23 protein-coding genes are annotated in these 26810 nt (G+C 67.6%); 12 read left to right on the top strand and 11 right to left on the bottom strand.

Translation table 11 applies throughout. The annotated features are described in order from the left end of the window. Positions 1–34: 34 nt before the first annotated feature. Both NF556_RS19245 and NF556_RS21555 read right to left on the bottom strand, forming a co-directional pair. Positions 35–4183, bottom strand: coding sequence for a type ISP restriction/modification enzyme (locus NF556_RS19245; protein ID WP_252592801.1), 4149 nt, complete (start codon positions 4181–4183; stop codon positions 35–37). Beyond that, on the bottom strand, positions 4180–5028 hold the full coding sequence (locus NF556_RS21555) for a DUF4231 domain-containing protein (RefSeq protein ID WP_425607051.1): 849 nt from the start codon (positions 5026–5028) through the stop codon (positions 4180–4182). The genes NF556_RS19245 and NF556_RS21555 overlap by 4 nt, the downstream gene beginning before the upstream one ends. Positions 5029–5774: 746 nt before the next feature. Between NF556_RS21555 and NF556_RS19240 the strand changes: the two genes are divergently transcribed. Both NF556_RS19240 and NF556_RS19235 read left to right on the top strand, forming a co-directional pair. Further along, on the top strand, positions 5775–6362 hold the full coding sequence (locus tag NF556_RS19240; RefSeq protein ID WP_252592800.1) for an HhH-GPD-type base excision DNA repair protein: 588 nt from the start codon (positions 5775–5777) through the stop codon (positions 6360–6362). Beyond that, positions 6359–7411, top strand: a complete 1053-nt coding sequence (locus NF556_RS19235) for a phosphotransferase family protein (protein WP_252592799.1) — start codon at positions 6359–6361, stop codon at positions 7409–7411. Before NF556_RS19240 ends, NF556_RS19235 begins: the two co-directional genes overlap by 4 nt. A 19-nt stretch (positions 7412–7430) precedes the next feature. Here NF556_RS19235 and NF556_RS19230 read toward each other — a convergent pair whose 3' ends face one another. The 4 genes from NF556_RS19230 to NF556_RS19215 all read right to left on the bottom strand — a co-directional run bounded on the left by NF556_RS19230 (position 7431) and on the right by NF556_RS19215 (position 10649). After that, on the bottom strand, positions 7431–8666 hold the full coding sequence (locus tag NF556_RS19230; RefSeq protein ID WP_252592798.1) for a DNA polymerase V family protein: 1236 nt from the start codon (positions 8664–8666) through the stop codon (positions 7431–7433). 232 nt (positions 8667–8898) lie between these two features. After that, a complete protein-coding gene (locus NF556_RS19225) occupies positions 8899–9690 on the bottom strand; it encodes an exodeoxyribonuclease III (protein WP_252592797.1) in 792 nt (263 codons plus the stop codon). Between the two features lie 2 nt (positions 9691–9692). Further along, positions 9693–9851, bottom strand: a complete 159-nt coding sequence (locus NF556_RS19220) for a hypothetical protein (RefSeq protein ID WP_252592796.1) — start codon at positions 9849–9851, stop codon at positions 9693–9695. A gap of 9 nt (positions 9852–9860) precedes the next feature. After that, entirely contained in the window at positions 9861–10649 is a 789-nt protein-coding gene (locus NF556_RS19215) for an SDR family NAD(P)-dependent oxidoreductase (RefSeq protein ID WP_252592795.1), read from the bottom strand. Here NF556_RS19215 and pyrE point away from each other — a divergent pair. Next, positions 10648–11241, top strand: a complete 594-nt coding sequence (gene pyrE, locus NF556_RS19210; protein ID WP_252592794.1) for an orotate phosphoribosyltransferase — start codon at positions 10648–10650, stop codon at positions 11239–11241. The genes NF556_RS19215 and pyrE overlap by 2 nt on opposite strands. A gap of 202 nt (positions 11242–11443) precedes the next feature. Here the strand turns inward: pyrE and NF556_RS19205 are convergent, their stop codons facing one another. Then, entirely contained in the window at positions 11444–13069 is a 1626-nt protein-coding gene (locus NF556_RS19205; RefSeq protein WP_252592793.1) for a sunset domain-containing protein, read from the bottom strand. A gap of 240 nt (positions 13070–13309) precedes the next feature. Between NF556_RS19205 and NF556_RS19200 the strand changes: the two genes are divergently transcribed. The 5 genes from NF556_RS19200 (at position 13310) to NF556_RS19180 (ending at position 17339) form a co-directional block, all read left to right on the top strand. After that, a complete protein-coding gene (locus NF556_RS19200) occupies positions 13310–13951 on the top strand; it encodes a DedA family protein (protein WP_252592792.1) in 642 nt (213 codons plus the stop codon). Continuing rightward, positions 13944–14615, top strand: a complete 672-nt coding sequence (locus NF556_RS19195; RefSeq protein ID WP_252592791.1) for a TrmH family RNA methyltransferase — start codon at positions 13944–13946, stop codon at positions 14613–14615. The genes NF556_RS19200 and NF556_RS19195 overlap by 8 nt, the downstream gene beginning before the upstream one ends. Positions 14616–14731: 116 nt before the next feature. Continuing rightward, positions 14732–15760, top strand: a complete 1029-nt coding sequence (gene fbaA, locus NF556_RS19190; protein ID WP_252592790.1) for a class II fructose-bisphosphate aldolase — start codon at positions 14732–14734, stop codon at positions 15758–15760. Positions 15761–15780: 20 nt separating this feature from the next. Further along, entirely contained in the window at positions 15781–16188 is a 408-nt protein-coding gene (locus tag NF556_RS19185; protein ID WP_252595870.1) for a DUF3151 domain-containing protein, read from the top strand. Between the two features lie 170 nt (positions 16189–16358). After that, positions 16359–17339 carry a helix-turn-helix domain-containing protein gene (locus tag NF556_RS19180; RefSeq protein WP_252592789.1) on the top strand — a complete coding sequence of 327 codons (981 nt, stop codon included), beginning with the start codon at positions 16359–16361 and terminating at the stop codon, positions 17337–17339. A 27-nt stretch (positions 17340–17366) separates the two neighbouring features. Here NF556_RS19180 and NF556_RS19175 read toward each other — a convergent pair whose 3' ends face one another. Both NF556_RS19175 and NF556_RS19170 read right to left on the bottom strand, forming a co-directional pair. Beyond that, positions 17367–19415 carry a hypothetical protein gene (locus tag NF556_RS19175; protein ID WP_252592788.1) on the bottom strand — a complete coding sequence of 683 codons (2049 nt, stop codon included), beginning with the start codon at positions 19413–19415 and terminating at the stop codon, positions 17367–17369. Further along, positions 19412–19942, bottom strand: coding sequence for a SigE family RNA polymerase sigma factor (locus tag NF556_RS19170; RefSeq protein ID WP_252592787.1), 531 nt, complete (start codon positions 19940–19942; stop codon positions 19412–19414). Before NF556_RS19170 ends, NF556_RS19175 begins: the two co-directional genes overlap by 4 nt. A gap of 175 nt (positions 19943–20117) precedes the next feature. Between NF556_RS19170 and NF556_RS19165 the strand changes: the two genes are divergently transcribed. Both NF556_RS19165 and NF556_RS19160 read left to right on the top strand, forming a co-directional pair. Next, positions 20118–21413, top strand: coding sequence for an adenylosuccinate synthase (locus NF556_RS19165; RefSeq protein WP_252592786.1), 1296 nt, complete (start codon positions 20118–20120; stop codon positions 21411–21413). Positions 21414–21759: 346 nt separating this feature from the next. Next, positions 21760–22797 (top strand): pyridoxamine 5'-phosphate oxidase family protein, encoded by a 1038-nt coding sequence (locus NF556_RS19160; protein WP_252592785.1) that lies wholly within the window; start codon positions 21760–21762, stop codon positions 22795–22797. 26 nt (positions 22798–22823) lie between these two features. On the opposite strand, the gene NF556_RS19155 is transcribed toward NF556_RS19160, so the two are convergent. Both NF556_RS19155 and NF556_RS19150 read right to left on the bottom strand, forming a co-directional pair. Continuing rightward, complete coding sequence (locus tag NF556_RS19155) at positions 22824–23486, bottom strand: response regulator transcription factor (RefSeq protein ID WP_252592784.1); 663 nt, start codon at positions 23484–23486, stop codon at positions 22824–22826. After that, complete coding sequence (locus NF556_RS19150) at positions 23483–24742, bottom strand: sensor histidine kinase (protein ID WP_252592783.1); 1260 nt, start codon at positions 24740–24742, stop codon at positions 23483–23485. The genes NF556_RS19155 and NF556_RS19150 overlap by 4 nt, the downstream gene beginning before the upstream one ends. A 180-nt stretch (positions 24743–24922) precedes the next feature. Between NF556_RS19150 and NF556_RS19145 the strand changes: the two genes are divergently transcribed. Both NF556_RS19145 and NF556_RS19140 read left to right on the top strand, forming a co-directional pair. Next, positions 24923–25837 carry an ABC transporter ATP-binding protein gene (locus NF556_RS19145; protein WP_252592782.1) on the top strand — a complete coding sequence of 305 codons (915 nt, stop codon included), beginning with the start codon at positions 24923–24925 and terminating at the stop codon, positions 25835–25837. Further along, complete coding sequence (locus tag NF556_RS19140) at positions 25834–26685, top strand: ABC transporter permease (protein ID WP_252592781.1); 852 nt, start codon at positions 25834–25836, stop codon at positions 26683–26685. The genes NF556_RS19145 and NF556_RS19140 overlap by 4 nt, the downstream gene beginning before the upstream one ends. Positions 26686–26810 lie beyond the last annotated feature (125 nt).

The raw sequence follows: 26810 nt of genomic DNA, 5'->3' as shown, positions 1-26810 counted from the left end.
GGCTACGGCCCGATCCGCCAGACCGATGCCATGCCTACCCGCGAGTGTCGTGGCGACTGTACTTTGCGTCGAAGTCTTCGACTGCGACGACCCATACATCCTCGCAGTCGATGTCGTTCGTGACCAACCAATCGTCCGCTTCCGCGTGCACGATGCCTTCCAAAGTGTCGACCGACCGCTCCGCATCCACCTGGCGGGCGAACACCTCCCCAGTCTTCAGGAACATTCCATCAGATTGCTCGGAATACGTCCGTTCGAATACGTCAGCCGAAACGGTACGACGCTGGCTTCCTTCGCCAACGAGCCAGTCACCCGCATCGCCCACTACCGTGTCACCCCCGGATGTCTGCCACTCGATCGACTCCGTAAGCCGTTCAGCCGGAGCGGGTTCGCTCACGCTCACGTAGCGATGCCCTGACCGGGCAATCTCACGGGCTTGACTCAAGGAGAGCGGAGCCCCCGCCAGCGTGTCAGCCCGAACCTTATCTGGGTGGGTCACCCTAGGCGCTGCGCGGTTGGCTTTAGTCGGCTTCGGCAGGGTATCTGCCGTCCACAACTCACTCGCGAGCACCTCTTCCAGCAGATCCGCAGCTTCAGTTTCCAAGTAGACAGACGCTTCCACAGACCAAAGCATCCGCAATAGTTCGTTCGACTGTGCCCACGCGGCCGGGAGGATGTCCCGGTCAAGGTCTGAGGACTTCCGACCTGCGCGTGCCTTCATCCGGAAACTCAACCAGGACTGCACCACCCGTAAACCCGATACCTCGTACTTCCAGACCGCTGATGTGACGCCTCCGATCACGCCTTCTCCCACAGCAAGTTCCTCAAGCTCTGGGTCGTAGGAGTATTCACTCGGCATTGTGGTCTCTGGAATGGGTCTCACTTCATGTGCTGACCCGCGCAACGCAGCGGGGTGGCCGAATTCGTTCGTGGGGGAGCACCGGAGTCCGCCGGTGTGAGCGGAGATGATGCTTTCGCCGAGCGCACGCACTCGCTGAAACAAGTCCTCGTCCTTTGTGATGGGGACCGCTATCGTTTCGGATGCGCGCACGTCATCCCCGAAGGCATCCAGGTAGGTAGCACTCCCGGTAATGCCGACGATGTAGGAGACCAGGGCTGAGGGTCCATCGACCAGCCCCAACGTTTGGAGCAGACCTGGGGTGATGTTCGGTTCATCTACTGCCCTGAAGGCGGGGTAAATTATCCCCCCCGCTGACCCACGAAAGGCGTTGAGGTCGGGCACATGCGGAGCAACAACAACGGCTGGACCATTCGACGGTTGACCGAGGGTCGTCAGGAACACCTGGTCATCGGACTGAGAGGACCATAAGCCCGGGCGTGGCATGTCGATGACCCGCCGGTCGGAAATGCACCACTGCGTGTCAAACGACCTGAACCATATGGGGCTCAGTGCTTCCGGTTGATCTGTTGTCGCCAACTCCGCGAGAGGTGTGGTGGGCGCGCCTGTGTGGAAAGACTTCGGACTAGCAGTTATCGACACATCGCGCGTGGTGTGCAGGAGAACTGGCTGGTCCTCAAGGCCTGCGTTCAGCAGCGCCCGCCAGCGTCGCTCGAGAACAGATTTATCCTGGCTAACGGGCCACGTGCGAGAGAACTGAACCCCACGGCTTGACCATGGGAACAGGTCGCTCATCGTGGGCCAGGAAGTGAATCCTGGGCCCTTCGCGCCGGGGGTGAGGTTGCTCGCCCTGTCTCCCGTGATCTCTTCCCACCGGGAGTCGTCGGGGTCCAGCACGAGCAGGTTGTTGAGGCCGGCATGGAGGTCCTCGCGCGTTGACGCTGGCACACGGTGATAACGCACCTGGCACGGGCGGTAAGTGGCCTTACGTTGCCCTTTCTGGCGCTGGTACCGAATGCAGATCGTGATCGCCACTGGCGTGAGGATGTCGAACACGTTCGGTTCGTCAGCAGCGCCGCGCTTCTCCCCGCCGAGGTCGATGACCCACAACTCGTCGAACTGCTGCCGCAGGACTTGCCTCATTCCCGCGAACCCCGGGCCGCGGAGGAAACTGCTTGGGCTGATGAAGTTGACCACGGCAGGAGCATCATCGTGTTGCTCGCACGCTTTCCAAATCGCCCAGCGCCAGAAGTACACGTAGTCGTTGTAAAGGTTCTTCGCTGAACCGCCCTTGCCCAACGCGCTTAGCGGCTCAATGAAGTCCCCCAAGAGCGCTGGCTCGTCCCTTGTGCCGTACCGGACCATACCGCCCGTGTCAGACTCTGCGCCCCCGTCCGAGGCTCGGTTGTAAGGAGGGTTCCCGATCACAACAGTGACGGGGGTTTCGCTGCTCTTGAACGTCGTCGCGCGGTGTTGCTCTTCAACCAGTGGCTCCGCGAAAAGGGTCCCGATCTCGTCAGGTGCTTGCGGCCGGGAGAGCGTGTCGGTAAGAGCTACGTTGATTGCCCCGCCTGGCAAACTCGCCTGCTCCGCGAGCAGTGCTTGCGTGACTCGCAGATGGGTCACGGCGTACGGGCCAACCAGGATTTCGAAGCCGTGAAGGTTCTGCCCGAGGCTGGTGGCGGCCGCAGCTCTGGCTGGGGCACTATCAATGGTGCGGCGGATGATCGATAGAAGGTACGAGCCTGTTCCTGTCGCGGGGTCAAGCGTGTTTACGTTCTCGGACGCAAACCCCTCGTGTAAACCCATCTTCTCCTGCAGGATGTATTGGGTTAGACGAACCTGACAATCGACGACTTCCACAGGGGTGTAGTACACGCCACGCGCATCTCGTAGTTTCGGGTCATAACTGGCGAGAAAGTACTCGTAGAAATAGACCCATTCGTCGCCAGACCGGGCGAACTTGACAGGATCTACCTGCCCGATGACTGTTTCTAGAAGTGACGCAGACTGTTCCAGTGCTTCTCGTGCGGCGGGTTGGTTGAGCACTCGGAGGACTGCAGACAGGAGTGATTGCCCATGGCTGCGCAGGGCCACTCCGGCGGTTTCGGCCTTTAGTGGTTCAGGTGCTCCCTCCAAGCGGGCGAGTAGGAGGGCGTAGCAGAAGGTCTGCGCGTATGAGTCGGCAAAGTCCGCTGCGTTCGCGTCCGGCATCAGCGTGTTTTGCCATTCGCGGTGGAGCTTCGCTAGGTCTCCGTCGTTGTTGATGTCGTTCATCACGTCGTCACGCAGAAGGCGGGCGAGTTGAGCGAGCACTCTCGCGAGGGGTCGGGGTTGGGAGGGGACGATAGGGGACCAGCGGAGGAACTCGCTCAAGATGCCGAGCAGGTTGCGCGTCGCCCGCTCGTTGGCTGGTGCGATGTCCACTGGGTCAAGGTTCTCACCTAGACCGCGAGAATGGGTGAATGTGGTTCCGTTGGTGTAGATGAGGTTTGGGTGGTCTTTCAGGACCTCCCACTGCTTCTTGTCGTGGCTCGTCCACCCTGTGGGTCGTGCGGGGTTTCCGGACTTGTTGGGTGCCTTGACTTCGATAAGACCGACGACTGTTCCGTTGCGACGGACTGCTATGTCCACTCGGGAGTGGTCCGAGCGATGCTCCGTCGTGCACGAGACACCGGTGATGCCAACTGTGAGTGCAACTTTGGTGACGAGTTCCTGCAGGGGGAGCTTCAGGCTGTCCTCGGGAGTCGCGTCAGGGTCAAGACGTACTACTCGGGCCAGCTCCTCGACGGTACGGACGTGCGCCTGAAGGTGGGGTTGGGCCTGTACGGCACTTCGCAGGTCACGTTGCGTTTGGGCGCTGTCAATGAGTGCGTCGACATACTCAGTGAACGCGTCTTCGTAGTCGCGCCCGTCCTGTTCTGACAATGGCGTAGTTGGGTTATGAAATTGCATTTCTCGCAGTGGGGAACCGTTCTTGGACACGGCGCGGAACTGGAGCGGCAGGACGGGAACAAGAGTTTCGATGGGATGCGTGCCGCGGTTCCACCTGTCAAGCATGGCGGGGATCTCTTTGCGGGTGATGTAGTCGCTGTCAAGGAAAGCTGGCGTTACGACTGCCGCGAATACGTCAGCTTCATCTAGTTGTTGCGTCAGTTCAGCGTCCCAATCTACCCCGGGGAGCAGGCGACGGTCCCACCAGACGTGCACGGCCACCCGCCTGTGGTGCGCTTCGGCCTGTATTCTTGCTGCGAGTTCGCTGACGAAATCCTCGTCGTCGCGCTGGTAGGAGATGAATAGGCAGACGGGCTCGAGAGGGTTCATTGTTTCGGCTCCCTGTTCTCGTGTTGCGGGTCGAGGGGTGGCTTCGTCAACCTAAGCCAGTGAGTGTGCTCACTCGATAGAAGGCTTTCAGCCTGCTGAACGATCCGATTGAACGCGTCCGCGTCCGGGCATGATTCGAGAGACTCTCTCAGGGTTCGCAGCTGCGTGAGTGTTGCTCCGTAAAGGCGTGTGTGTTCAACCCACCTCTTCTCGGTTGCCCAGGCACTTGCGGACGCTGCTACTGCGACGAATGGGCCAACGGCTTCCCCCTCCCACGCACCGAACAACTGCAGCACAGCGATGCCAAGCACGACGGCGTATGTGCTCCGACTGACCTTCTGCCACGTTCGCAGCCGGCGATCTCCAGCGATGGCACGAGTTGAGTAGTAGTCGATCTGGTCGTCCACTCGGTCCTTGACGTAGGCATCACGTCGGTCCTGCCAGCGGTCACTCGTTGCTACTTGCTCAGCTTGCTCCGTTGGCCTCGAGCATTTGTATCGGCCGAGGTTGTGAGCGAGCACCTCATCTCGGTCGTCCTGGTCGTATGGTGGTACCCATAGTCGATGCATGAGTAGCACGCTCTTACATGCCTCAGCCGCGCGGCGTGTCTCATACCACCTGTCTCGCCACCCCCGGCGCGTGTCTAGTTCACTTGCTATAACTGAGATGAGAAGCAGGATCGCCGCAGTCGCAGTCGCCACACGGTGGGGAATAAGCGCTATGAACCCAGCGGCGACACTAGTAATCAGGGTCCACTGCACCGCGCGAGTGTGGTACTGCTGCAGCTGTCTCGCCTGCGCTCGCAACTGCTTCAGCGTCGTTGATGACTCTCCAGCGCCCACCATGCTGAAACACTAGCGGCCCTGGTGAAGGGAAAAGAACGCGGCTGTAGCTCAACGGAGAGACGCGTGGGTCGCGTCTTCGACATAATGGTTCCCGGGGCAAGGACTCAGCGCACGCCCTGAGGCTCGGCTTGAGGGTGCCTTGCCGGCCGTAGCTTGGGGTCCCGAGAACGGGCGCTGCTTGGGCGGCCTCTGAAAGGAGGTCTGACCATGGGTGCTGAGAGCTCTCGCCGTCGGCCTTCGTGGAAGCTACGTACGGCGGCATTTCTCTCGTCCCTGGAGTGATCTCGACTCGGCAAGGAACTGTTCCGTCGCGTACGGGAGCTCCCCGGCTTCGGGAGCAGAGGAGTCAGATCTGCAGCCTGCTCGCGAAGCGACCTTGATGTTCGATCTGGAGGCTGGGAAGCGGTCGTAGGGGACTACGTCCGCAATGGTACCGATCGGTCGCCGACAGCCGAACGGCTTGATTCAGACAGCCTGCAGAAGGTCCGTAACTTCAGTCGCGAGAGGAGGGCCGTGGCGAAGCCGTCTACGAAGTAGTCCGCATGCTGCTCCATGGGGATCCTTCGTTTGCTCCATAGGAATACTGCTGTTGCTCCATGGGGATACTCTGCGTCCACTCCATGGGGATACTGCTATTGCTCCATGGGGATACTCTGCAATTAGCGCCCCAGCCGCCCCTCGGCTGGACACCGGGTCCGACACCCCCGCACCTTCTCCTCGTGCTCGCGCAGTGGCAGGATCGACGCATGAGTCGTCGTGAATTGCACCTCGTCGGAGACCCTGAGGCGGACCGCTTGTTGTCCGAGAACCCCTTCGCGCTGCTGACCGGCATGCTTCTGGACCAGCAGATCCCGATGGAGGTGGCGTTTGCCGGTCCGCGCAAGATCGAGGAACGCCTCGGTGCCTGCGACGCCGAGCAGATCGCCGCCATGGACCCCGACCAGTTCATCGCGGTCTGTGCGACACCGCCGGCCGTTCACCGCTTCCCCAAGTCGATGGGACAGCGTGTGCACGACCTGGCCTCGGCCATCGTGCACGACTATCACGGGGACACCGGCTCGATCTGGGCGGTCGGTCACCCCGACGGCGCCGAGATCCTCAAGCGCCTCAAGGCACTGCCGGGCTTCGGCGACCAGAAGGCCCGGATCTTCCTGGCGCTGCTGGGCAAGCAGCGCGGCCTGTCCACGCCGGGCTGGCGCGAGGCCGCCGGCGACTATGGCGCAGAGGGCGTGCACATGTCCATCGCTGACGTCGTGGATGCCGACAGCATGACCCAGGTGCGCGCCTATAAGAAGGAGAAGAAGGCAGCGGCCAAGGCCGCGAAGCAACAGTGAGTGAGCAGAGCGCGCTGACGACGGCCGAGTCGGTCGCGGCACTGGTTGCCGCCCACCCGCAGTGGCTCGACGACGGGCGCGGCGTCCCGACGGACCCCTCGCCCGCCGCCACCCTGATCGGCACGGGGGAGTCGTATGCCGCGTGGCTGGTGCTGTCCCGCGAGTTCGCCGACCTGCGTGCTCCCCAGGGGCCGCGCGCGGTGGTCGTGCGCGTCCCGCACAGTGTCGACGCGCTGCCGCGCCCCATGTCCGAGGAGTTCGCGGCCCTGGTCGCGGCTCCCGAGGGGATCGGCCCGCGGCCGATCCACCTGGCCACCGTGGCCGACCCCCTCGGGGCCGAGCTGGGCAGTCAGACCAGCGACACGGCATACATGGTCGTCGAGCACGTCCCCGGCCACCCACGCCCGGCCGCCGGCTGGACCGATGACCTCCTCGCCACCCACGCAGCCCAGTTGGTGCGCTTGCACGAGCGGGCCTATGACGGCTGGGGCGACGTGACCGCCACGGATCGGCTGGAGCCACGACTGAGCATGGTGGACACGGGTGAGGCCAGCATGCAGTGGTGGAGCGACCAGCACCCCGGGCTGGCGACCGCTGCGGACGTCGCAGCGCTGTGGCCGCGGGTGCGCGCGCTCTTTGCCGCGACCGAGCCGCAGTTCGAGCGCCTGGAGCGCTTCGCCCTCACCCACGGTGATGCGGCGCTGCCCAACATCCTGGTCGCTGGTGGGCAACCCCGCTATGTCGACTGGGAGTGGTCGAGCATCGGCGATCCGGCGCGCGACCTGGCGTTTATCGGCGGCGACGTGTGGCTCGACCCGTGGTATCTGCGGCTCGGTCCCGAGCGGATCGAGCGCTATCTGCACGCCTATGTCGCCGCCGGCGGGCAGGGTGAACCTGCCTCGTTGGCCGCCCGCGGCAGGTGCTGGCTGGTCAACGAGGTGTTCTTCCTCGCCCTGCACTTCCGCCGCCGGGCCGAGCAGGGGGCCGACCCAGAGTATGCCGAGCGTGCCGACACCCTGCTGGCGCGGCTGGACGCGGCGCTGGCCTGACGGCGTGAGGCCTCCGCCCTCAGTCGGTGGAGCCGGGCTCCTGCGTCGCGGTGGTCTCGTCCGTGGTGCCCGGGCCCTCGGTCGCCGTGACCTGGTCGCCGGAGTCCGCCCCGTCCGTGGGCCCGCCCTCGATCGTGAGAGTGACCTCGATCGGCGACTCGAAGTCGATCTCCTTCGTGCCGGCCTTGCCCATGGGGTTGAGGTGCAGCGTGATCTGCTCGGAGTCTGCCGGGACCTGGAACCAGGCGGTCTCGTCGAACCGGTTTATCAGGCTGGAGAAGTCATTCTCCGGGGTGAGAGTGCTGCCGTCGGCCAGTTCGAGCTGGATGGTCGTGATGTCGTCGTCGACGCCGGTGTCGTCGCGGGCGTCGATGTCCACGCCGAGGAAGACCTGACCGGGTCGGGCCCACCCCTCGACGTAGGGGCTGATCACTGCGCCGGTGACCTGACCGTTGATCTCATGCGTCCCGGAGGCCCAGGAGTCGAAGACCTGGCTGTAGCCCTCGCCATCGACGGTGACCTCAGTGCCGGCCTGGTAGATGTGCTCCACATCGGAGTTGACCCGTGTGCCGTCGATCAGGCTGATCTGTTGCACCACGTCGTCGGTGACGAGCTCGGCGACTGCGTCCTCCGGGGAGGCCCCTTCTGGCACGGACACGACATAGGTCGTCTGCTGACGCTCCCCGGACCCGCCCCTGAGCACGGTGTTGGGCACGGGGTTGCCGGCGACCCGGAACTCGCCCTCGCTCTCGGCCTCGGCATGGGCCCAGCCGGCGTCCTCGATGGTGAGCGTGGCGATCAGGAATGTCTCGCCGTCGGCTGGGCGGGCTGGCCGCTGCCCGTAGGCCATGGCGACCTCCGCGGCGATCTCGGCGGAGAGCTCGTCGACCTGAGCGGTCTGGGTCACGCGCAGCCGGACCCCGGGCGCCTCCAGGACCGTCTCAGGCGACTCCTCAATCTCGGTCCAGGGCACGTCCGGCACCGACCCCACCTTGCTGGCCGCCCCGCTGGGCAGCTGCTGGATCTCGTCGGCCTCCTCAGTGTGGCCCGCGCTGTCCTCCGTGTCGTCGGAGGCCGCCTCGGCCTCGGGCTCAACGTCCGCGCTGCTCTCCTCGGCGGACTCGTCCAGCTGCTCGTCGATTTCGGCAGCCGCGTCCTCGATGACTGCCTCCTCGTCAGATCCCCCGCAGCCGGCCAACAGCAGGCTTGCGGACAGGCCGAGGGCGGCGATGCGGTGTGTGCGGCGGACAGGCATGAGTCAGTCTCCCAACGTGGGCGGTCACGGGCGTCCTTGGCAGCAAGAGGCGCTCTCGGACGCGGCACTGCTGTCCCGAAAGGTTTGTCAGACACAGGATCTGTCGGCGACCACCCCTGGGTCGCGGTCCCGCCACCAGCAGGAACGGACACCCTAGCAAGGGGCCCGCAGGCGGTTACCCCGGGGTCACTTTGACCCCGTGTCGCCCGCAGGACTGTCGCCCGCAGACCGCTCAGTCAGCGAGGTCCACGATGACTGGGGCGTGGTCGGAGGCGCCCTTGCCCTTGCGCTCGTCGCGGTCGATGAACGCGTCGGTCACGCGGGCAGCGAACGTCGGCGAACCGAGCGCGAAGTCGATGCGCATGCCCTGCCGTTTGGGGAAGCTCAGCCGGGTGTAGTCCCAGTAGGTGTAGGTGCCTGGTCCCGGTGTGTGGGCTCGGGTGACGTCGCTGAAGCCGGCGTCCAGGACGGCCCGGAAGGCCGCTCGCTCCGGCTCGGAGACGTGGGTCTTGTTCTCGTAGAACGCCATTGACCAGACGTCCTCGTCCTCGGGAGCGATGTTCCAGTCGCCCATCAGGACCACCGGCTCGTCGGGGGCTGTGGACAGCCGGCCCCCGGCATACTCCGCGAGTCGCCCCAGCCAGTCCAACTTGTAGGCCATGTGCGGGTCGTCCAGGGACCGGCCGTTGGGCACATAGAGCGAGGCGACGCGCACCCCGCCGACCACTGCGGAGATCGCTCGGGCCTCTGCCCCGACGGGATCGCCCCAGCCGGGCATGCCGTCGAAGCCGATCTCGGTGTCCTGCAGGCCGACACGCGAGGCGATGGCCACGCCGTTCCACTGGTTCAGCCCGACATGGGCGACCTCATAACCTGCGGCCTCAAAGGGCAGGTGCGGGAACTGGTCGTCCCGACACTTGGTCTCCTGGATCGCGAGCACGTCGACGTCGTGCCGCTCGAGGAAGGCGATGACCCGGTCGACGCGGGCGCGGATGCTGTTGACGTTCCAGGTGGCGATGCGCACGTTCAGCCCCTCGCCAGGTGCGTGTGCAGGAAGCTGATGGCCGCGGGGTCCAGCTCGTCGTGTCCCGCCAGGACCCGCCCCCGCGCGTCGATGTGGAAGGCACTCCAGCCGCGGGCCTCGAGCAGGGCGGAGAGGAGCTGGGCGGTGGAGGGAGCAACCATGCCTCCACCCTAGGCAGACGGTCGGCCAGCAGTGCGACGGCGTTGGGCCAGGCTGCTGGAGATCCCCCGCACCAGGGCGCGCGGGGCCAACCGGATGCCGGCGGTGACGGCCTTGTAGGTGGCCGACGGCACCGAGACGGTGCGGCCGGCATCGAGGTCGCGCAGTGCCCCGGTGACCACCTGGTCGACATCGAGCCACAGCGCATCGGGGAGGGCCGACATGTTCATCCGCGCCCGGTCGTGGAACTCGGTGTGCACGAATCCCGGGCAGACTGCGGTGGCCTGGACCCCCGTGCCGGCCAGCTCGACCGACAGCGCCTCCGTGAAGACGGTGACCCAGGACTTGATCGCCGAATAGCTGCCCATCACCGCAAAGCCTGCCACCGAGGAGACATTGAGGATGCCGCCGCGGCCCCGGGCGCGCATCGCCCCGGCCGCCGCGTGACTGAGCACGAGCACAGCGCGCACCATCACGTCCAGGGCCCGCTCCTCATCGGCCAGGTCCCCCTTGGTAAAGCTTCCCCGGAGGCCGAACCCGGCGTTGTTGATCAACAGGTCGACGGGACGGGAGGCATCACGCAACCGGTCGGCGACCTGCTCGGCCTGGTCCCGATCGGCCAGGTCAGCTGACAGGGTCTCGGTGCTGACGGCATACGTCGTCTGCAGCTCCTCAGCCAGCTCCTCCAGGCGCGTGTGGTCCCGGGCGACCAGGACCAGGTCGTGGCCGCGGCTGGCGAGCTCAACGGCGAAGGCGCGGCCGAGCCCGGCGGAGGCGCCGGTGACGAGTGCAGTTCCCATGAGGGTCACCCTAGGTGAGCACGCGCCGCCGGTAGGGTGCGATGTCGTGACTGACTCGCGCGCCACCCTCCTCGACCTGATCCGCACCCAGGCCATCGTGCACGGCAAAGTGACCCTGAGCTCTGGCAAGGAGGCCGACTACTACGTCGACCTGCGCCGGATCACGCTCGACGGGCAGGCCGCGCCGCTCGTCGGCCAGGTGATGAACGACCTCGTGGCAGACCTGGAGTTTGACGCCGTGGGCGGCCTGACGATGGGTGCAGACCCCGTGGCGACCGCCATGCTGCACGCCCGGGCCGCCTCCGGTGGGCGGCTGGACGCCTTCGTGGTGCGCAAGGCCGAGAAGGCCCACGGCCTGCAGCAGCGCGTCGAGGGACCCTCGATCGTGGGCCGTCGCGTGCTGGTCGTCGAGGACACCTCCACGACCGGCGGATCGCCGCTGACGGCTGTCGAGGCCTGCCGCGAGGCCGGCGCCGAGGTGGTCGCCGTGGCTGTCATCGCCGACCGGGCCAGCGGTGCGGAGGAGAAGGTCCGCGAGCAGGGTCTGGACTATCGCGCGGCCTACTCGATGGGTGACCTCGGGCTCAGCTGAGCGCGGTGTCGGGTCTGTCCAGGGGGACGTGACATTGGTGTCGTGAGGCGCACCAGCCGACCCATTGGTGTCGTGAGGTGCACCAGTCGACCCATTGGTGTCGTGCGGCGCACCAATGTCACGTTGCCGGATGGTGTCTGCATCTGGACAGAACTGTGCCCCCGGCTCAACAGAGCCGGGGGCACAGTTCTGCGATGCCTGATCAGCGTTGCTTGCGGTCCCAGTGTGCGAAGCCAGCGGCCTTGGCTGCCTCCTCGGTCTCGAACCACACCTCGGCGCGAGCTGCCTCGTAGGAGGGTGACTCGGGCGTGTGGAAGAGCATCGATCCCGCATTGCCCTTGATGGACCACCCGGTCGGGCCGGAGCCGTCCTCACCAGGCTCGGCCGATCCGGTGCCGAACGGGCCCTGGGCATAGCTGCCAGCGGCGGCGCCGGCCCGGGCCTCGTCATAGCCGTAGTCGCCGGTGTCCGCAGTGGCACCTGGCGAAGCCTCCGGGGCGGCACCGGAGGCCGGGGCGTCCTGGCCGTAGGTCGTCCCAGCGGGGGGCGCGCCAGTGTCGACGACGGGCTCCTCGGCGTAGGTCGTGTCCGTGGTCTCCGCATACACGGCGTCCGTGCGGGGCTCGGCATAGCCAGCCTCGGTGGCCGCAGCGCCGCTCTCGTCGGCCCCGAAGTCTGCCGAGGTCTGCACCGGCTCGCCCTGGCCCCAGTTGGTGTCTCCGGCAGGAGCACCCTCGGCGGTCTGTGCCGCGTCGTCATCGCGCGAGGTGGCCCAGGCCGTTGCCCCGGCCCCGGCGGCAGCAGCGCCGGCGCCAGCGGCAACCGCACCACCGGAGACGCCGGAACCGTCATCCGTCGCGGGGGCCTCGGTGTAGGGGGCCTCGGTGTAGGTGCCGTCGGCGGGTGCCTCGGTGTAGGTGCCGTCGGCCGGTGCCTCGGTGTAGGTGCCGTCGGCCGGAGCAGCCTGCCCGTAGGTCGGGTCAACGGAGTCTGTCTCCGCGGGGACAGTGTCCGCCTGGGCAACCTCGCCGGTGGCGGTGTCGGTGTAGGTCGCCTCCTGGGAGTAGTCACCAGCCTCGGCTGCTGGCGCCGTGTCCGTGTAGGCGTAGCCCGTGGCCGGGTCGGTGGCCTCGGCGCCCTGCGTCACCGGATCGGTGGGCTCAGCGGCATACGCGGTGTCCTCGACGGGGGCCTGACCGTAGGCGTCACCTGCGGGAGCCTGACCGTAGGCGTCGCCCGCGGGAGCCTGACCGTAGGTGGTGTCGGCCGGCGCCTCGCCCTGCGCAACCGTGTCTGCCTGTCCGACCTCGCCGGTGGCGGTGTCGGTATACGTCGCCTCCTGCGAGTAGTCGCTGACCTCGGCTGCCGGCTGGGTGTCGGTGTAGGCGTAGTCACTCGAGCGACCGCCGTCGGAGGCAGGTGCGTCTGCAGTGCCCTCTGCGATGTAGTCGGTCTGACCCGCCTCGGGATATCCGGCGCCGGGCTGAGTGCCGGCGTCCTGCGCATCACCGGCGTGCTGCTGGTAGCCAGCGTCCTGCGCAGGCTGGGCACCCGCCTGCTGGTCGAAAGGTGCCGAGCCAGCCTGGTCGTAGGGGGCCGCCGCCTGCTGATCCTGGGCTGGTGCGCCTGGTCCCGCTGCACTCTCTGAGCCTGCGGCGTAACCCCCAGCCTGGGCCGGCGGGGCCGTGTCGGTGTTGGTGTGTGGACGAAGCTCTGGGTCGGATGTCCCCGAAACCTCGTTTGTGCCTCCCGGGCGACGCAGCAGCAGCCAGACTGCGGCGGCAATCACCAGCAGCAGGAGCACAAGCCAGACCCATTTCCAATCCATGGTCACACCGTCCTCGTCAGTCGAGACCTGCAACGGCGGTCGCCGTCGCTGTGGCCGGGCGCGGCGGTCAGACCCCCGCACCCTGTGTCTCACCGTAGTGCGAACAGGCCGAGGTCTCCACGTGATCGGCACGGCCGGGCGCGAAGCACAGTCACCTGACCGGCAGACACGGCCAGGACTGCGACAATGGCGCGACCGGTCGACAGGGGGACTCCCCGGGCAAGGAGACAGAGGAGACAGATGAGCGGCGAGGCGGAGCTGACGGGTGTCGCGGGCTGGGCAGTCAACCTGATGGAGACTCTCGGTGGCCCGGGCGCTGGCCTGGCGATTGCTGCCGAGAACCTGTTCCCGCCGATCCCGAGTGAGGTGATCCTGCCGCTGGCCGGGTTCACGGCCAGCCAGGGCTCGTTCACCCTCGCCGAGGCGATCATCTGGACCACCGTTGGGTCTGTCGTCGGTGCCTACGCGCTCTACTTCCTGGGCGTGTTGCTGGGGCGCGACCGCCTGCGCGCCATCTGGGACCGTCTGCCGCTTGTCAAGATCAGCGATCTGGACAAGACCGAGGCCTGGTTTAGCAAGCACGGCAAGAAGACGGTCTTCTTTGGTCGGATGATCCCGATCTTTCGCAGTCTCATCTCGATCCCGGCCGGGATCGAACGGATGCCCCCACTGATCTTCGGCGGCCTGACCCTGGCCGGCAGCCTGATCTGGAACTCGATCTTTGTGCTGGCTGGTTATTACCTCGGGGAGAACTGGGAGAGCGTCGAGCCGTATGCCGACGGGTTCCAGAAGGTGGTCATCGTCGTCGTGGTGGTCCTGGTGGCCTGGTGGGTCGTGCACCGCGTCCGCGAGAACGCCGGCGCCAAGGGTTCGAGTGCCTGACCCAGACAGCTCCCACGTCGACACCACCGAAAAGGTCGGCCTCGGTCCCTGGGACGGTCCGTGGCCACAGGGGGCCGACGGGGAGTTGCCCGCCCACCTGGATCCAGACCTACTGCGCGAGGGCGACCGCCGCAATGTCGTTGACGACTATCGCTACTGGCGGCACGAGGCGATCGTGGCCGACCTGGACACCCGACGGCACGGCTTCCACGTGGCCGTCGAGAACTGGGGCCACGACTTCAACATCGGCTCGGTGATCCGCACCGCCAACGCCTTCAACGCCGCGGCCTTCCACATCGTCGGGAAGCGCCGGTGGAACCGGCGCGGCGCCATGGTGACCGACCGCTATCAGCACGAGCACCACCACCCCGACGTGCAGGACCTGCTCGATTGGGCGGCCCAGCAGGACTCCGGCGTGGGCGGAGGCCGGGGCATCCCGGTGATCGGTTTGGACAATGTGGCGGGGGCGGTGCCGATCGAGGGCTATGCGCTGCCGGAGCGCTGCGTGCTGTTGTTCGGGCAGGAGGGGCCGGGTCTGAGCCCGGAGGCGGTGGCGGGGTGCTCGGCGCTGTTGGAGATCTCCCAGCACGGCTCGACGCGCTCCATCAATGCCGGTGCGGCGGCCGCGATCGTCATGTATCACTGGGCGCTCCAGCACGCCTGAGTCCGCCCGGGCACCGGGCCCTGCGGTGACGGACAGATCACCCTGCCCCACGGCATACTCCGTGTGGAACGATGGGTGACAAGGACCGCTCACGAACGCCTCACCGAGGAGGACCCATGCCCATCGCGACCCCTGAGGTCTACGCCGACATGATCGACCGGGCCCAGGCTGAGAACTTCGCCTACCCGGCCATCAACGTCACCTCGAGCCAGACCCTCAACGCCGCCATCAAGGGCTTCGCCGACGCGGGCAGCGACGGCATCATCCAGGTCTCGACCGGTGGCGCGGAGTATTTCTCCGGCCAGGGTGTGAAGGACATGGTGACCGGCTCGCTGGCCTTCGCGGCGTTCGCCGCCGAGGTCGCCAAGAAGTATGACGTCAACATCGCGCTGCACACCGACCACTGCCCCAAGGACAAGCTGGACGGCTTCGTGCGCCCGCTGATCGCGGCGTCGCTCGAGCGGGTCAAGCAGGGCGGGCTGCCCTACTTCCAGTCGCACATGTGGGACGGGTCGGCGATCGACCTGGACGAGAACCTGCAGGTCGCCGTGGAGCTGTTCGACCTGTGCCAGCAGGCGCGCATCATCCTCGAGGTCGAGATTGGCGTCGTCGGCGGCGAGGAGGACGGCGTCGCCCACGAGATCAACGAAAAGCTCTACACCACCCCCAACGACGCGATTGCCACCATCAAGGCGCTGGGCTCTCGCGAGGAGGGCCGCTACCTGACCGCCCTGACCTTCGGCAACGTGCACGGCGTCTACAAGCCGGGCAACGTCAAGCTGCGCCCAGAGATCCTCAAGGTCGCGCAGGCCGCAGCTGCCAAGGAGCTGGGGCTGGAGGAGGGCGCTCTGCCGTTTGACCTGGTCTTCCACGGCGGCTCGGGATCGTCCGCCCAGGAGATCTCCGACGCGGTCGACTACGGCGTCGTGAAGATGAACGTCGACACCGACACGCAGTATGCGTTCACCCGCCCGGTCGCTGGCTTCATGCTCGGCAACTATGACGGCGTGCTCAAGGTGGACGGCGAGGTCGGCAACAAGAAGATGTATGACCCGCGCACCTGGGGCAAGGAGGCCGAGGCCAGCATGACCGCGCGCGTCGTCGAGGCCTGCAAGAACCTGCGCTCGGCCGGGACAAGCAAGTGAGCCTCGGCAGCGGGGCCGTCATGGGCGGGGGCAACCTGATGGGGATCCCCGAGACGCTGCTCCCCGAGGATGGTGCCGCGGCCCGGCTCGAGCAGGGTGTGGACCCGCGCGAGGTCGCGGCTGGGCAACCGACCTCGAGCCTGGCCTGGGCCGAGCTGGCCGAACACGCTCTGTCTGAGGGCGATGACCTGGAGGCCTATGCGTTTGCGCGCACCGGCTATCACCGTGGGCTGGACGCCCTGCGGCGAGCTGGCTGGAAGGGCCAGGGCCCGGTGCCCTGGAGTCATGCGCCCAACCGTGGTTTCCTGCGGGCGCTCGCGGCCCTGTCGAAGGCGGCGGGCCGGATCGGCGAGACCGACGAGCAGCGTCGCTGCGCAGATTTCCTGCGCGACTCGTCCGCCGAGGCAGATCGCGAGCTCGGTCTCTGACTGTGTGAATAGAGGCGGCCGGCGGCCTCCGTCCGAAGACGGCGGCCCCGGCCGCATCCCCCTATGTCAGACCTCGCGTCCCCGTACGGTGTGTCCGACGGGTATAGATACTGCCTCACGGTTTGCCGCAATCCTGGCATTTCACTGCCAGTGGCCTTAACCTGCCATACGTGAACCGTAAACTTTCGGCACTGCAGTTGACGGCTCAGACGCAGGTGCTCTATCGGCACATCCTGCGCCGTGGACCCGCCACGATCGAGGAACATGCGGGGGAGCTGGGGTGGACCCTGTCCAAGGCTGCTCGCCAACTGGCCGAGTTGGAGCGTCTGCGTCTGATCCACCTGGGGGAGGGGTCGGCGATCAGCGCCGATGACCCACGTCAGGCCCTCGGGCGGCTCCTCGATGATGAGGAGGCCGAGCTCACCGAGCGTCGGCAGGGTTTGATCGATGTGCGCCTCGCGATCGAGACCTACGAGGCAGACTTCCGCCAAGGCATGCAGGAGTCGGGGCCGCCGGTGTCGCCGTGGGAGCGCATCCCAGCCGCCGAGGTGTCGGCGGTGATCGAGCGGCTGATCCGCGCCTCCGACGGACCGCTCCTGCAAGTGACGTCGACACTGGCCGGAGGGCCGGGGCACCTTGAGTCAGTCAAGCGACTCCGTGCTCAGGTGATGGCCAGTGGTCGCCAGCAGCGATCAGTCTTCCCGCTGTCGGTGTTGGCCGACCCGGATTGGCGCCGGCTGGCCGAGACACGCGCCGAGGCGGGGGAGCGCCAGCGCTATCTCGAGGATGTGCCGCTGGACTTCCTGGTCTTTGGCGACAGTGGCGTGCTGTTGTCTGACGACGAGGAGCCGGTCGTCCAGGCCCCCGACATGCTCCTGGTGCGTGCGCCCAACATGCAGCGGATGTTTGGTGCGTTGTTCGAGGAGCTCTGGCGGCGGGCCGACCCGGTCCACGACGGTGGTGCCGCCAAGGCTGATCTGCGGCTGCTGGAATTGCTGGCGCTGGGCTTCAAGGATGAGGCCATCGCCCGGCACCTTGGCCTGGGTCTGCGCACCGTGCGCCGCCGGGTGTCCGCGATGATGGACGAGCACGGGGTCGAGACCCGCTTTCAGCTCGGTCTCGCAGTCAGCCGCCGGGGGCTGCTGGAGTGAGGAGCCGCCGCCGCTGCGCTTAACTACCTACCGGTCGGCGGGCGGCTCGGCCATCGAGTCGAGGATGACGTAGTCACCGGAGTGGTGCAGGAACACTCCCTCAGCCAGCATCTGCCGCCACAACTGGGCGTCCGCGGCCGCGGGGCCAGCGCAGTCCGGGTCATTGCCTAGCGCCGCGACGAGCTGCCAGTTGAACTCCTCCGGGCCCACGTGCGTGAACCACGCCGGTCCGCGCAGCGGCTCGTCACATCCGACGTCGACGGTGACCACATGGTCTTGCATGGAGAGCGTCGTGGCGTGCTCCGGCTGCGGATCGCGCACGTCGGAGACCCCGATGTCATCCGCGGGGGCCTCGGTCAGTCCGGCCGCCAGGTCCTCTGGCGTCACGGTCGTCACGGGTCCCACTGTTGGGTCAGTCACCCCGGCGGGCAGCAGCGCCATCCCCACCGGGACCTGGAAGGAGTCCTCGACCGTCCCCTCGATCACTAGGATCTCGCTGTCGGTGCTCAGCATCGGCTCACCGGTCAGGATGCCGACCCAGTCGTCAGCCGTCAACGGGAATGTGCAGGCGGCACCGGGGTCCGGGTCGGGCACGACCACAGGCTCGCCACGGGTCAGCAACCGGCCGTTCTCGATCGCACCGTCCATGGAGATGTCGATGCCGCAGTCACGGATCCGCCAGGTGGTTCCGTCGAAACTCAGGCCACGGTCACCGGAGGGATCAAGCCCCACCTCCGGTGGCTCGCTGTCCGTCGTCACCGGCAGCCAGCGCTGGTCGACGGCCTGCCTGTCGGTCAGCGGGGTCAACTCACCCGTGGGCTCCCAGGCCCCCTCGGACATCACCACCAGGACGGACGGGCCGCTCGACTCGGGCAGATCGCCACTGACCGGCGGGTCTTCGGCGCCCTCTTCGTTCGGTGGTTCGCTGGTTGGGGCGGTGGCGTCGGACGGGGGCGTTGCCTGGTCCACGAGCGACTCCGGGATCGTCCCGCTGATCACTAGAGTGTCGTCGTCGAGGCTGATGGTCGGCCCGCTGCGCAGCAGGGCGACGGCGGCAGGCGGTGGCTCGGAGGGCGGTAGGAAGGCGGCGCTCCCGTCGGCGCACGCCGGCATCGGCCTGGGCGGCCCCGCGAGGAGCACGTCGTCGGTTCGCAGTGAGCTCTCCATGACCTGGGGGCAGGTGCCGGGAGAGCCGATGACCTCGATCTCAGGGTCCTGGGCGGCCGCGGCGATCCCCGGAATCTCCTCGAGCCGGACCAGGTTGATGCTGCCCAGAGTCTCGTCGTCATCTCCAGAGAGCGACAGCGCGAAGTCGTGGCCCAGCGTGATCGGCGTGACGCCGGTGGCGGATGGCACGTCAGCCCAGTTGAACCCCGTCTCATCGACCTGCCCGAGCGTCAGCGCGACCTGCACCCGCGGCTCGGCGGTGGTGCCGTCGAGACCGCTGATCATCAGTGTCTCGTCGTCCAGGCTCACGAACGGCCCCTGGTGCAGTGCCGGCCCCCAGGGCGGCATCGCCGCCTCCTGTGGGCAGTTGCCGTTGGCGACGGTGGCATCCCACGAGCTCACGGGGCGCAGCCGTCCCTCTGGCGTCAGTTCGACGGTCCCGGCGTTGCTGTGACAGGCAGAACTCACGGCGTTCAGCTGCTCCCCGTCGAAGGTGAACTCCTCGCCTTCGGGTCCGATCCAGGTGCCCTGCAGGTCCGCCAGCGTCGCGGGCTCAGACGCGCCGCTCAGCTGGGCGGGAGCCTCGTTGCCGGCCTTTTCGAACTGTGCGAAGAACGGCTCGCCCCGGGGTTCTGCGCCGGTGTCGGTCAACGTTGGGACCGGCCCGGTCAGCGTCCCATCAGCCGGCTGTGGTGGAGGTGGAGTGTCCTCGCCACCGCCCAGACCCTGGGTCCAGACGACGCCGACCACGGCAGCAGCAGCGGCCACAGCGCCCAGACCGACGCCCCAGGAGCGCCTGGTGTGCGAGCGGCGCCCGGCCGCCCAGGTCTCGTCCGCCTCGATCGGGGGGCCGAACTCATAGTCCGCAGCCCCGAGGTCGAGCAGATCTCGGATCTCCTCATCGCTCATCGCGCTTCCTCCGTCCCGACGAGTGCATCGGCAGCCTGCGGGAGCAGCTGCCGCAACCGGCCCAGTGCCGCGTGCGCCTGACTCTTGACCGTGCCCCGGCTGACGCCGAGGGTGTCGGCGATCTGTGTCTCGGACAGGTCGTCGTAATAGCGCAGCACCAACACGGTGCGTTGCTTGTCGGTGAGCTCCAGCAGACCCCGCCGCACATCCAGTCCGGTGACGCGCGCCGAGGGATCGACCGGGTCGTTGGCCCCGACCGGTCGTGCTCCCTCGGCCACGTCGCCAACCGGCACCTCACGTCCGTGCCTGCGCCACGCGGAGATGTTGTCTCGATACATCACCCGCCGGACATAGGCGTCCGGACTGCCCTGACTGACCCGCTCCCAACGTGTGGCCAGTTTGATCAGCGCATCCTGCAGGAGGTCCTGTGCCCGGTGGGGGTCACCCGTGATCAGCGCCGCCGAGCGGAGCAGCGCCGCCTGGCGCGCCCTGACATAGTCGGCGTAGGACTGATCCGGGTCGGACATCGAGCACCTCCTATCCCTTCAACGCTCTCCGGGCGCCAACTGGTTGGCACTCGGACCCAAGTTTGTCGGGTCGGTCGACCCTCGGCATACGGCTGGGGGTGGGTGTCGGCCACCTTGTCGGTGACCGACCGATAGCCTGACCCCCGAGAGTTTCCCTGACAGCGAGGTGGGCAGTATGCCGGCAGTGGTCCTGGTAGGAGCCCAATGGGGCGACGAGGGCAAGGGTAAGGCGACGGACCTGCTGGGCAGCAGCGTCGACTACGTCGTGAAATTCAACGGCGGAAACAACGCCGGTCACACGGTCGTCATCGGCGACCAGAAATATGCCCTGCACCTGCTGCCCTCCGGCATCCTCAGCCCCGGCTGTGTCCCCGTGATCGCCAACGGTGTCGTCGTGGACCTGAGCGTGCTCATCGAGGAACTGGATGGCCTCGAGGCTCGCGGCGTCGACACCTCCAAACTCGCCATCAGTGCGAACGCCCACGTCATCCCGCCCTACAACCGCACCCTGGACAAGGTGACCGAGCGGTTCCTGGGCAGTCGCAAGCTCGGCACGACCGGGCGCGGCATCGGCCCGACCTATGCGGACAAGATGAGCCGCGTCGGGATCCGGATGCAGGATCTGTATGACGAGTCGATCCTGCGTCAGAAGGTCACTGCGGCGCTGGACACCAAGAACCAGCTACTGCTGAAGATCTATAACCGTCGCGCCATCGAGGTCGACGAGGTCATGGAGGAGTTGCTCCGGCACGCCGAGCGGATCCGCCCGATGGTCTCTGACACGGCCCTGGTCCTCAACGAGGCGCTCGACGCAGACCAGACCGTGCTCTTCGAGGCCGGGCAGGCCACCCTGCTCGACGTCGACCACGGCACCTATCCGTTCGTGACCTCCTCCAACGCGACCGCGGGCGGAGCCTGCACCGGCTCGGGTGTCGCACCGACGCGCATCGACTCGGTGATCGGCATCCTCAAGGCCTACACCAGCCGGGTGGGCGAGGGGCCGTTCCCGACCGAGCTGCACGACGACATGGGTGAGTTCCTGCGCAAGACCGGCGCGGAGTACGGCACGACCACGGGGCGACCCCGCCGTTGCGGTTGGGTCGATGCAGTGATGGGCCGTTATGCCCAGCGGATCAACGGCGTCACCGACTTCGTGATCACCAAGCTCGACGTCCTCACCGGGCTGGAGAAGGTGCCGGTCTGCGTTGCCTACGACGTGCAGGGCACCCGGCACGACTCGATGCCGGTCAACCAGTCCGACTTCCACCACGCCAAGCCGATCTATGAGGAGCTGCCGGGCTGGTGGGAGGACATCAGCCAGTGCCGCACCTTTGAGGAACTGCCGGAGAACGCCCGCAACTACGTGCTCCGCCTGGAGGAGCTGATCGGTGCGCGCGTGTCCGCGATCGGGGTCGGCCCAGACCGCGAGGAGACCATCCAGCGGTTCGACCTGCTGGGGCGTGACGGCTGACGTAGGGGCTGGCAGACATCGTCTCGGGATCGCCCAGGGCCGGACGCCTGGGTGTGGCTTCTGGGGTGCCCCCGACATATTGGCTGCCCCGCAATGCGGACCGCAGTGTGGGCCTTGCTGCCGAGCAGGAGAACGGCAGCGTGAGGCCCCGAGCAGGAGAACATGGCGACCGCGTGCCGTGGTCCGTATCTCGGGGCAGTCAATAGGCTCACGTCACTGCGTGCTCAGCACTCTCGGCCCGACACACCGAAGGGGATCGCAGCAGCTAGGGCACCGCTGGAGATGACTCCCGAAGTTATCCACAGGAGCTCTCGGCGGTCCGCAGCTCTGCGGGACACTGTCGAGCATGGAACGGCCACAGGTGGTGCGCGGCACGGGCCGCCTGTTCCCGACCCTTGCCGCGGAACTGATCGAAGCGCGCGTTGCGCTGACCGTCGCCCAGTCGATCGGCCTCGCTATGCGGGCAACTCGCAATGCCGCAGGTGCCAGCCAACGGGCGTATGCGCAGATGCGGGGTTGGAGTAAGACGCACCAGCACCGTCTTGAGGCCGCAGCCGCGAACCTCCAACTCGGCAGGATCCTCGAGGCCCTTGAGGGGACGGGGTTCGAACTGGCGCTCCTGGCCACGGATGCTGAAGGTGCCGCACCCTCAACAGGACGGCGTCTCAAGCCCGAGGATTGGGAGGACAGTGAGCTGATCGCTGTGGACGCTGCTCGGAGACGATTCCCGGCCAACCGAGAGGTCCGTCGGACAAGCACCGGGCCGACCTGGTGGTGGTGGCAACACTCGACGGATGCGCGGGCACGCACACCAGACTGGACGACCGAGCGCGCCATGCTGGTGTCGGCCGCTGGGGCTACGGTCGCGAGCATGGACCCCACAACAGCAGCCCCCCAGGCAGACCGGCCACGGTTTCCCGACGGTTATGGCATCCCGGAGAGCGCGGAGGGTCAGCTCGCCTGGACCGACGTGGAGCCCCGGCTCGTGCAGTCGAAGCACTACTGGATCAGCAGCGTCCGTCCCGATGGCACCCCACACTCGGTGCCCCGCTGGGGCGTGTGGCTCGATGGGCGCTTCTGGTATGACGGCGCCCCGACCACCCGGCACACCCGCAACGTCGAGGTGAACCCGGCGGTCACGCTGACCCTGGAGAGCGGCACCGAGGTGATCATCATCGAGGGTGACTCGGTCGCGACGCACGCCGCTGCCGACGGACTCGGGGCACGGCTGTCCGAGGCGTTCGGGAAGTATGCGGACAGCGGGTACTCGCCGGGACCTGACTCGTGGTCGGGTCAGGACGGCGGTGGGTTGCGGGTCATCACGCCGCGGCGGGCGATGGCCTGGTTCGACTTCCCGAAGGACTGCACGCGCTTTCGGTTCTGAGCCGCAGCCCGTGGCGCTGGGGGCCGTCAGTCGCGCGTGTCGGGTCGCAGTCCGGACTCGAGGGCGAAGACGACCAGTTGGGCCCGATCGCGGGCGTGCAGCTTGACCATGGCCCGGGAGACATGGGTGCGGACCGTGTCCGGGCTGAGGAACTGTTGCGCGGCGATCTCCTGGTTGGACTGTCCGGTGCCGACCCAGGCGACCATCTCGCGCTCCCGCTCGGTGAGCCGGTGCAGCTCGGGATGCACCCGCGTGGACCGCGCGGTCTGCCCGAAGTGCTCGATCACCCGGCGCGTCACCGACGGTGCCAGCAGCGAGCCACCGTCAGCGACGACTCGCACTGCCTCCAGCAGCGCCGTGGGCTCGGCATCCTTGAGCAGGAAGCCGCTGGCCCCGAGGCGCAGCGCCTCGAAGACATACTCATCGAGCTCGAAGGTCGTCAGCATCACCACGCGCACGTCCGCCAGCGCGGCGTCGGCCGAGACCTGCTCGAGCAGCCCCAGCCCGTCCAGGACCGGCATCCGGATGTCGCAGAGCACGACGTCGGGTCGGGTGCGCCGGATCAGGGCCAGGCCGCTGCGGCCGTCCGCGGCCTCGCCCACCACCTCGAGCCCGTCCTCGGAGCCGATCAGCGTGGACAGCCCGACCCGCACCAGCGCCTGGTCGTCGATGAGCGCAACCTGGATCATGAGCCCTCCAGTGGCAGGTCGGCGGACACCTCGAAGCCGCTAGCCGACTGACGGCCCGTCGCCTGAGGGCCGCCCGGCCGAGGACCGCCCGGCCGAGGACCGCTCGACCGAGGACCGGCCGACAGGGTGCCTCCGACAGCTCTCGCGCGATCGTGCATCCCGGGCAGGCCCATGCCCTCACGGTGCACCGCGCCACCCGTGCCGTCATCCCGCACGGTCAGCCGAAGCGTCTGCGCGTCCACGGTCAGCGTCAGCTCAACGTGCTGCGCCTGAGAGTGCCGCAGCACATTGGTCAGCGCCTCCTGAGCGATGGCATACACCGCCGCACCCACCTCCTCGGGCACGCCATCGGGGACCTCGTGGGACACGTCATCGCGGACCGTCACCCGCACCCCAGCACCCTCGACGCGCGCCACCAGCGCGGGCAGGTCAGCCAGGCCCGGCCGGGGCCGGCGCGGGGCCTCCTGCCCGGCCATCCGGGACAGCTCCACCCGCAGCGACCCCAGCGACTCCCGGCTCGTGTCGCGGATCGCCTCCAGGGCGGCACGGGCAGCTGCCGGGTCGCGGTCCAGCACGTGCAGGGCGACGCCAGACTGCATCGCGATCACCGCCAGCCCGTGCCCCACACCGTCGTGCAGTTCCTGAGCTGTCCGGAGCTGCTCCGCGGTGGCGGCGTGCTGTGCCTGCTCGCGGGCCGCGTGGCGCCGGCCGCGGAGCAGACTGCCGAGCAGCCCCGCAGCCAGGGTGAGACCCAGGGTCGCGCTGGCCTGCCACAGGGTCGACACCGCAAAACCGTCCGCGTCACCCAGCTCGCGCACGACCATGCCGCCCAGCACCACGACGAGGGTCACGCCGACACAGCGTCCCCACGTGCGCAGTGGCGCGTGGCAGGCGGCGACGAACGAGCTCACCACGAGGACCACGAAGACCGGGCCGTCGTGGAAGCCGAGGGCGAGATAGCCGCCCACCAGGGCACCGGTCACCAGCAGCGTGGTCCCGGGCCGGGCGCGTGCCGCCAGCTGCACCAGGGCGGCCAGGACCACGATGGCCGCAGCCACGAGCACCCCCGTGTCGAGCGCCTCGGAGAGCTGCCCGTCACCCCACGGCCCGTCACCCCACGGGCCATCGAACCCGTCCTCGCGTGATCTCGTCTCACGCCAACTGTCCTCCGGGAAGGCACTGGAGAAGATCGTGCCCACCCCCGCAAAGAGCGCGAGAGGCAGGACCCACACCAGGTCCTTCGCGCGAAATCGCATGCGGCCGAGTCCTCCTCGTCTGGTGCGGGGCAGGGGGGTCCTGCCAGTCCCCTCGACTCTAGGCCCGCCCGGGCCGAGCCTCGTCCGCTCAGCCGGGCACACGGCATACGACATCTTGCGTATGCCGATCACGCACCCGGGCGGACGACCGCACCCTGGGTGCGGAGCGAGTGTGGAGCCATGAACGAACTCGTTGTGCAGACGGCCGGCCTCACCAAGAGGCACGGCTCACGGCTCGCCGTCGATCGGGTGGATCTGACGGTGCGACGGGGCGAGGTCTATGGCTTCCTCGGCCCCAACGGAGCAGGCAAGACCACGACCCTGCGGATGCTGCTCGGCCTGATCAGGCCGACCAGTGGCACGGCCACGGTGTTGGGCGGCGCTGCGGGCTCTCCCGCGGTCATGGAGCGCATCGGAGCCCTCGTGGAGGGGCCGGGGTTCATGCCCTATCTGTCCGGGCGGGACAACCTGCGCGTCCTGGCGCGCTATCGAGAGCTCCCCGAGGTGGTGGTGGACGAGGCGCTGGAGCGGGTCGACCTCGCGGCGCGCGGTGGGGACGCCTTCCGGGCCTACTCCCTGGGCATGAAGCAGCGCCTCGGCGTGGCCGCCGCGCTGCTGGGCGACCCCGAGCTGATCGTGCTGGACGAGCCGACCAACGGGCTGGACCCGGCCGGCATGGCCAGCATGAGGTCGCTGGTGGTCGACCTGGCCCGAGGTGGTCAGACGGTGCTGCTCTCCTCCCACCTGCTCGGGGAGGTCCAGGAGATCTGCCACCGCGTCGGGGTGATCAGCGAGGGGCGGCTGCTGCGCGAGTCCACGGTGGCCGAGCTGCTCGGCACACCGCGGTTGCGGGTCCATGCCGAGCCGGTGAGCGAGGCACTCGGCGTGGCCCGCCGGTTTGCGGAGGACGTGGTCGTCGAGCATGGCGAGCTGCTGGTGGCCCTGGCCCCGGAGCTGGCACCCGCGCTGGTCCGTGAGTTGGTGGCGCACGACGTTGACGTCCACTCCGTGCGGCACGGCGACCGCTCGCTGGAGGACGTGTTCTTTGAGATGACAACGGGCGGCGCGGTCGCCCAGAAGGAGACGGTGTCATGACGACGATGGTGGCCAGTGCCCGGGCGGACCTGCTGCGGGTGCGCAAGTGGCCGGCGGTCTGGGTGGTCGGGGCGGCGTGGCTGCTGCTGATGGTGCTCTTCGGCTATGTCTTCAACTATGTGGCCTATGCGACCGGCAGCGTCAGCTTCGCGACCGACGATGCGGTGGGCGGCGTGCTGCTCAGCTCGGTGCTGCCGGCCAGTGTGCCCGCGACGATCACCTCCGGCACCCCCATGTTTGGCGGTGCGTTGATGATGGTGCTGGGGGCAATGGTGGCCTCCAGCGGCTATGGCTGGGGCAGCTGGAAGACGATCTTCACCCAGGGTCCGTCGCGCACCAGTGTCACGCTCGGCTCGTTGCTGTCCCTGACCGTCGTGGTCGCCGTGACAGTCCTGGCCACGGCAGCGCTCGCCCTGGGCATCTCGACCTCGCTCGCCCTCGTGGAGGGCGTTGACGTGGTGCTGCCCTCGGCACTCGACCTGGGTCAGGGGGTCGGCATCGCCTTCCTGGTCCTGCTGATGTGGGCACTGTTCGGCTATCTGCTCGGCACCCTGGCCCGCAGCCCCGCGCTCGCGGTCGGCCTCGGCCTGGTGTGGGCGCTGGTCGTGGAGAACCTGCTGCGTGGGGTGGGCGGTCTGCTGGGCTGGGTCGAGTCGTTCACCCTGATCCTGCCGGGCACTGCCGCCGGGTCCCTGGTCGGCTCGCTCGGCGTCGAGGGTGGCTCGGAAGGAGCCCCGGGTGTCCTGGACACCCTGAGCGGCACCCAGTCCCTGGTCACCGTGCTGGCGTATGCCGTGGCCCTGCCCCTGATCACGGTGCTCGTCGTCCGCCGGCGCGACCTGTCCTGAGAGCCCCCGGGCCACCATCTCGACCGAGCGCGTGAGCGCCTGATTCAGCTGGCCACCGAGCGCGTGGGCGCCTGATTCAGGTGGCCACCGAGCGCGTGGGCGCCTGATTCAGCTGGCCACCGAGC

It is taken from the genome of Ornithinimicrobium faecis (genome assembly GCF_023923225.1).
In the GTDB taxonomy this organism is placed as follows: Bacteria; Actinomycetota; Actinomycetes; order Actinomycetales; family Dermatophilaceae; genus Ornithinicoccus; species Ornithinicoccus faecis.
This window is presented reverse-complemented; position numbering and strand designations above follow the sequence as displayed.